We start from the raw sequence: 6,166 nt of genomic DNA on the forward strand, positions 1-6,166 counted from the left end.
GTCAACGGGAACAGCCATACTGCCGAGTTACCCGCCAAAATCTGCTGATAGGTCAATTCCGTCCACTCAAACTCCATCCCCGGCGGCAGCGTTTCTGCCGCTACACGTTCAATCGCCGCTTGGGCTTGCCCCGAGGAGTAGCCCGGCGCTGGCGTGCCGTTAATATCTGCCGTTAAAAAGCCGTTGTAGCGCATCACCCGTTCGGGGCCATAGCTATAATCGACCTTCATCACCGACGCCAACGGCACCATATCGCCGTTGATCGAACGTACTTTCAGTTTGCCAATATCTTCAGGGTGAGCACGATACTGCGCATCGGCTTGCACCCGCACCGTATAAGTGCGGCCAAAGGCGTTGAAATCGTTGACGTATACTGAGCCAAGATAGATCGACAAGGTGTCAAAAATATCCGGCAACGGCACGCCTAACTGCTGCGCTTTGGTACGGTTCACATCAGCAAACAGCTGCGGTACGTTGAGCTTCCAGTTGCTGTATACGCCCTGTAGCTCTGGCGCTTGTGCCGCTTTAGCAATAAAGTCATTGACCACTTTATCCATGGCATCAAAGCCGAGCGATGCGCGATCTTCCAACTGCAATTTAAAGCCGCCCGTCGTACCTAAACCTTGCACTGGTGGTGGTGGGAACATGGCGATAAACGCCTCCTGAATACCACCAAACGCTTGGTTTAACTGTGCCGCGACGGCGGCCCCCGATTGATCGGCACGTTGGCGCTCATCAAACGGTTTTAACACCACAAAAATAATGCCGGAGTTAGGGCTATTGGTGAAACCACTGATCGACAAACCAGGGAACGCCAACGAGTCCTGCACATTGGGGTTTTTCGCCGCCAACTCGCCCATACGGCGAATCACCTCTTCGGTACGGTCTAACGTCGCACCATCTGGCAGTTGGGCAAAGCCCACCAGATATTGCTTGTCCTGCGCTGGCACGTAGCCCGTTGGCACACTTTTCAACAAACCGCCGGTAACCGCCCCTAAGCCTACAAACAGCACTAACATCAGCCCTTTGTGGGACAGCACACAGTTTACGCCACCTTGATAGCGCTCGCTACCGCGATGGAACACACGGTTGAACAGGTTGAAGAAGCGGCCAAACAACTTATCCATCAGACGGGTTAACCCATCTTTAGGCGCATCGCGGCCACGCAATAAAATGGCGGATAACGCGGGCGATAAGGTCAACGAGTTAAACGCCGAGATCACCGTGGAAATGGCAATCGTCACCGCAAACTGGCGATAGAACTGTCCGGTCAAGCCACTGAAGAAGGCCAACGGCACAAACACCGCCACCAGCACCAACGCAATGGCGATAATCGGGCCAGACACTTCACGCATCGCCTTATAGGTGGCTTCACGCGCAGATAAGCCCGCTTCAATATTACGCTCGACGTTTTCCACCACCACAATAGCATCGTCCACCACAATACCGATGGCGAGCACTAAACCGAATAAACTCAGGGCGTTGATAGATAAGCCCATCAAATTCAGCACGGCAAAGGTGCCCACAATCGAGATCGGCACCGCCAGCAGCGGGATAATCGACGCTCGCCATGTTTGTAGGAACAGCACCACCACTAACACCACCAGCAGAATCGCTTCCAGCAGGGTGTGGATCACTGACTCGATCGACGCCCGCACAAATTGGGTCGGGTCATAAGCGATGCGATAACCGACGCCTTCCGGCATCTGCTGCTCGGCTTGTGCCATTATTGCCCGCACTTGCTCAGAGATCTCCAATGCATTGGAGCCCGGCGCTTGGCGAATACCAATGCCCACTGCCGGTTTGTTGTTCAGTAATGAACGTAATGAGTAATCCGCTGCGCCCATTTCAATACGCGCCAAGTCTTTTAAGCGTGTCACCGCACCCGAGCTGGAGGTCTGCACTATGATGTCGCCAAACTCTTCCGGCGTAGACAAACGCCCTTTGGCATTGACCGACAACTGCAACTGCACACCTTGCAAGCTTGGGCTGGCACCAACAGTACCCGCTGCGGCTTGAATGTTCTGCGCATTAATCGCCGCCACCACATCACTGGCAGAGATATGTTGCTGCGCTAACTTGTCTGGGTCGAGCCATACGCGCATGGCGTACTCGCCGCCACCAAAAATCGCCACATCGCCAACGCCTTTAATGCGCGCTAGATTGTCGCGCAGGTGCAACAGCGCATAGTTACGCAGGTAATCCATGCCGTAGCGTTCATTCGGTGATTGCAGGTGCACCACCATAGTCAAATCTGGCGATGCTTTAGTGGTTGAAACCCCTAAACGTTGCACTTGCTCTGGCAAACGTGCTTCGGCTTGCGCCACGCGGTTTTGGACCAATTGCTGTGCTTTGTCTGGGTCAGTGCCCAAAGCAAAAATCACATTCAGCGTCATCGCACCATCGGTGGTGGCTTGGCTGTTCATGTACAACATGCCTTCAACGCCGTTGATCTGCTCCTCCAGCGGAGCAGCAACAGTCTCCGCAATGACCTCAGGGTTAGCGCCGGGATAGCTGGCTTTCACCACCACCGTTGGGGGCACGACTTCGGGATATTCAGAGATCGGCAACAGCGGGAGTGACACCACCCCTGCGAGAAAAATCAGTACCGACAGCACCCCAGCAAAAATTGGGCGGTCGATAAAAAAGCGAGAGATATTCATGAATTACGCGCCCTTATTTGCCATGGCGGTAACCTTGTCATCGGCAATGGTCACACTGACGCTGCTGCCCGGACGCACCCGCTGTAGACCGCTCACAATTACGCGGTCACCATCATTCAAGCCCGCGTTGATAACGCGCTTGCCCGCCACTATGCTACCTAAAGTGACAGGGCGATATTCCACTTGGTTTTGCGGATTAACCACCCAAACAAACTTCTTATCTTGGTCAGTGCTGATGGCACTTTCAGTCAGCAACACCCCTTGGCTGGGTTGCGCTTGCCCCAAACTGACGCGCACAAATTGCCCCGGTAGCAGTTGACCGTCGCGGTTATCAAACACTGCGCGCATATTGAGTGTGCCGCTACCAGCGTCCACCGTGTTGTTGACCAGCTTCAACGTGCCCTGCTCAGTTATCGCGCCGCCGTTGCTTTGTGCTTTTACAGGCACTTGGTCAAGATGTGCTAACTGCTCGCGGCCGTTACCGAGTTGCGCTAACACGTGAGTAGCGATTGCACTTTCCACATCAAAGTTGACGTAAATGGGCGACATCGACACGATGCTGGTGATCGGCTCAGCGCTATTACCGGCGGCAATCAGGTTGCCTTGCGTAAACGCCAATTTGCCAATACGGCCTGCAACGGGCGCCATCACTTGGGTGTAGGACAGATTCAACCGCGCCAAGGCGAGATCCGCTTTGGCTGCTTGCAGTGAAGCTTTGGCAGCATCGGCACTGTTTTGCAGTTGCTCCATATCGTTTTCGGCAATCAGTCGCTTCTCCCACAACCGTTTTGCGCGTTGAGCTTCCAAATGTGCTTGCGCGCTCTGCGCCGCGGCGGCGGCAACATTCGCTTCCGCCTTTTGTACCTCAGCAGCGTACGGCGCAGGGTCGATAGTCAGCAGTAGTTGGCCTTTTTCAACATAAGCGCCCTCTTCAAAATGCACACGTTGCAGCATGCCCGCCACTCGCGCGCGCACGTTGACTTGGTCAATCGCTTCCACGCTGCCCGAGTATTCATGCCATGGCATAAATTGTTGCTGATGCACCTGCACCGCAGTGACAGGCACGGCCGCAACGGCCGTTTGTGGTTCGGCCATCGCTTGTTCACTTTTCAGTGGCAAGCTGGCCACCACGCCATAACCGAGTAACGCGGCGGTGGCAGCGGATAAAAATCGATGGCGTTTGACAAAAGTTGTCGCGTTCATCTGTGAAGTTCTCCTGCAATGAAGACAAAAAGTTCCCGCTGCTGTCGTGCGACAGCAGTGATATTAATCGTTAATTAACTGAGGGTTAGATTTGGTCGCTAGCGCTGATGCACGCCGAGACTTTGGCGAATATGGCTATGGTTTAGCGCGGCTCTGACAATCACATCTGCAACGCTCTTACACGACACGGTGGCATCAGGGTGGACAAACAACTCGCCTTTTTGCGTGATGCCGTAACGGATCTCATCGCGGTTATTGAGCCATGCAGGCCGAATAATGGTGTAATCCAGCTCGGAGTCTTCGATGATCTGCGTGGCATCACGATAGGGCTGCAAAACAGTACCAAAATGTTCATCCGGCACTTCGTCATGCACGCCCATGGATGAAACAAAGATGAGTCGCTGCAACTGGTTGGCTGTCATCGCCGCCACCAGATTACGCGCATGGCTCGCCATATCCCCCGAGAGATTGGCATAAACCACCTCATGTTGACTCACCAACTGCTGCAACACCTCGTGGTCGCGCACATCCGCTTCAACCAAACGAATCCGTGGGTTATTGGCAAAATGATGCAAACGCTGGGCATTACGCAATACCAACGTCAGCCGCACACCTAACTCCTCAAGAAATAGGTGAATCGCCTGTTGGGCAATCTGACCAGCCGCACCAAGAATCAAAATATTTCGCATCATTTGCTCTGTTGCTGTATTGCGTTAATCGAACAACGCAAGGGAGATTAATCGATGGAGATAGTTTACTCATTTCTGATTCTTTGATTAGATAGAATAATCTTCTTGAACCTATAAGCACTGCTAATTAATCATGAGCCAAGAAAACTTCAACGATCTGTACGCATTTGTATGCGTAGCGCAGGAAGGCAGCTTTACCAAAGCCGCCGCCAAGCTGAACGTATCACAATCTGCGCTCAGCCAAACGGTACGCAATCTTGAGCAACGCATGGGGATTAGGTTGCTGTCGCGCACTACCCGCAGCGTTGCCACCACGCACGCGGGAGAACGCTTGTTTGTTAAATTAGCGCCGCTGTTTGAAGACGTGACCCAAGAGCTACAGGACATCAACGAACTGCGTGATTGCCCGCGCGGGCTGATCCGCATTACCACGCCTGAATTTGCTATCGAACATGTGATGTGGCCGGGCGTGAAGCGCTTTATTGAAAAATATCCCGATGTGACATTAGAGCTTAACGCCGACAACCGTTTAGTGGATATCGTTGGTGAACGTTACGATGCCGGCGTACGGCTGGGCGAAATGCTCGCCAAAGATATGATTGCCATGCCGATTAGCCCTGAGCTGCGCATCGCCGTCACGGGTTCTCCCAAATATTTTGCCGAGAATGGCATTCCACTACACCCTAAAGATCTGATGCAGCACCGCTGTATTAACTGGCGTTTGCCCACTGTCGGCGGCATGTTGCCGTGGGAATTTGAACGCGACGGCGAGAAGATCAGCATTCGCCCTAACAACAGCTTAATCCTCAATACCTCCAGCGCTGGCATCAAGGCCGCCGTTGATGGCATGGGGTTGTTTTACACCATGGAAGAAACCGTGCAAGCGGAACTAGACGATGGCCGCCTAGTACGCGTGCTGGAAGAATGGTGCGCCCCCTTCCCCGGGTTTTACCTATATTACCCAAGCCGCCATCACCGCTCACAAGCATTTTCACTGTTTTTGGAAGAGATGCGCTGTAAAGAAGGCCGTTGTAAATAGCGCGTTGCGCCCATGCAAGCTGCGATTGCAACAGTCGTGGCGAACATACAGAAAGTATTCACCTTGCGGAGCACGCGAACAGTAAGAGTTAATGAATGCCTTAATCCAATATAGGTAGGTTTTCTCTGTTCTAATGCTGTAACCACGCATACGGATTTTTTCCTGAAGACCTTTCAGAAATGGGCTGTTTAGACTCATGATAACTCCTTACCCTAAAATACTGTATACTTATACAGTATTATTTGAAATTCACGGATATCAAGGGAAATAGTGAAAAAATTCTTGCGCGTTTATACATGAACAAATTCAGATTATTCATGTTTATCAAAAAGTTATGTATTTTCGATTTGAGATAATAGGTTTGGGAAAACGCGCATGCGCGTTTTCCCAGATGGTATATTTAACAGAATGCTGATAAGTTCTTTGCATACAGATAGTTAACTGTGCGCGTTTTCACTGGTCTAACGAGGTAAACGCGCATGTGCACGAATAAAATGTTGAACTAAGCCGCTGCGCGGAGCTTAAAGCGAACCACTGTTCCACACTTACTCCTAGGGATAATCCCTCACCTA

The 6,166-nt window shown here is 52.2% G+C and carries 4 protein-coding genes and 1 pseudogene; 1 reads left to right on the plus strand and 4 read right to left on the minus strand.

Annotated features, from left to right (window positions below; all coding sequences use genetic code 11):
- From ACN0TT_RS20425 to ACN0TT_RS20435, 3 genes are all read right to left on the minus strand, one after another.
- Positions 1 to 2,663 (minus strand): efflux RND transporter permease subunit (locus ACN0TT_RS20425; protein WP_417763959.1); only part of this gene is annotated, 2,663 nt, incomplete at its 3' end.
- A 3-nt stretch (positions 2,664 to 2,666) separates the two neighbouring features.
- Positions 2,667 to 3,866, minus strand: coding sequence for an efflux RND transporter periplasmic adaptor subunit (locus ACN0TT_RS20430; protein WP_417763960.1), 1,200 nt, complete (start codon positions 3,864 to 3,866; stop codon positions 2,667 to 2,669).
- Between the two features lie 98 nt (positions 3,867 to 3,964).
- Positions 3,965 to 4,558 carry an NAD(P)H-binding protein gene (locus ACN0TT_RS20435; protein ID WP_417763961.1) on the minus strand — a complete coding sequence of 198 codons (594 nt, stop codon included), beginning with the start codon at positions 4,556 to 4,558 and terminating at the stop codon, positions 3,965 to 3,967.
- A 130-nt stretch (positions 4,559 to 4,688) separates the two neighbouring features.
- Between ACN0TT_RS20435 and ACN0TT_RS20440 the strand changes: the two genes are divergently transcribed.
- A complete protein-coding gene (locus ACN0TT_RS20440) occupies positions 4,689 to 5,594 on the plus strand; it encodes a LysR family transcriptional regulator (protein ID WP_417763962.1) in 906 nt (301 codons plus the stop codon).
- A gap of 63 nt (positions 5,595 to 5,657) precedes the next feature.
- Here ACN0TT_RS20440 and ACN0TT_RS20445 read toward each other — a convergent pair.
- Positions 5,658 to 5,792, minus strand: a pseudogene (locus ACN0TT_RS20445) (phage integrase N-terminal SAM-like domain-containing protein); the annotation flags it as partial.
- Positions 5,793 to 6,166: the final 374 nt, after the last annotated feature.

The organism is Shewanella sp. (genome assembly GCF_048265805.1).
In the GTDB taxonomy this organism is placed as follows: domain Bacteria; phylum Pseudomonadota; class Gammaproteobacteria; order Enterobacterales; family Shewanellaceae; genus Shewanella.